General features: G+C 49.4%; 1 protein-coding gene. It reads left to right on the top strand.

The window, feature by feature from the left end:
- Window positions 1–690: Calx-beta domain-containing protein (locus tag HQR03_RS14100; protein ID WP_217271614.1), on the top strand; the 690-nt coding region annotated here is incomplete at both ends.

Here is a 690-nt window from a genome sequence, read left to right as displayed (position 1 = left end):
AATAGTAAGCATCACTGGTACAGCAAGTCTGAATGAAATGGCTGCTGACGGTACTCCTAATGAAGCGACTTATACAGTCAGCATCAGCAACCCAAGTACCGAAGATACCGTTGTTACGGTCACGATTAGTGATGACAGCACTGAAGGCTCAGCTGACTACACCGCACCTGTCACACAAAACGTGACGATTCCAGCGGGTCAAACCTCCGTTGACATCACCGTACCGATTGTGAACGACAATGTATTTGAAGGTCCAGAGGACTTTAACGTCGCAGTCACAGCCGTCACAGCCGGTACCGCGACCATCGGTACCAACAACAGCGTCACCACCACTATTTATGATGATGGCACCACTAACGGCACTGATCCTGTAGATCCTACTGATCCTACGGCAGGTGATGACACCCCAATAGTAAGCATCACTGGTACAGCAAGTCTGAATGAAATGGCTGCTGACGGTACTCCTAATGAAGCGACTTATACAGTCAGCATCAGCAACCCAAGTACCGAAGATACCGTTGTTACGGTCACGATTAGTGATGACAGCACTGAAGGCTCAGCTGACTACACCGCACCTGTCACACAAAACGTGACGATTCCAGCGGGTCAAACCTCCGTTGACATCACCGTACCGATTGTGAACGACAATGTATTTGAAGGTCCAGAGGACTTTAACGTCGCAGTCACAGC

The organism is Psychrobacter okhotskensis (genome assembly GCF_013248965.1).
GTDB lineage: Bacteria > Pseudomonadota > Gammaproteobacteria > Pseudomonadales > Moraxellaceae > Psychrobacter > Psychrobacter okhotskensis.
The sequence above is the reverse complement of the archived record's forward strand: the minus strand, read 5'-3'. Positions and strand labels throughout refer to the sequence as shown.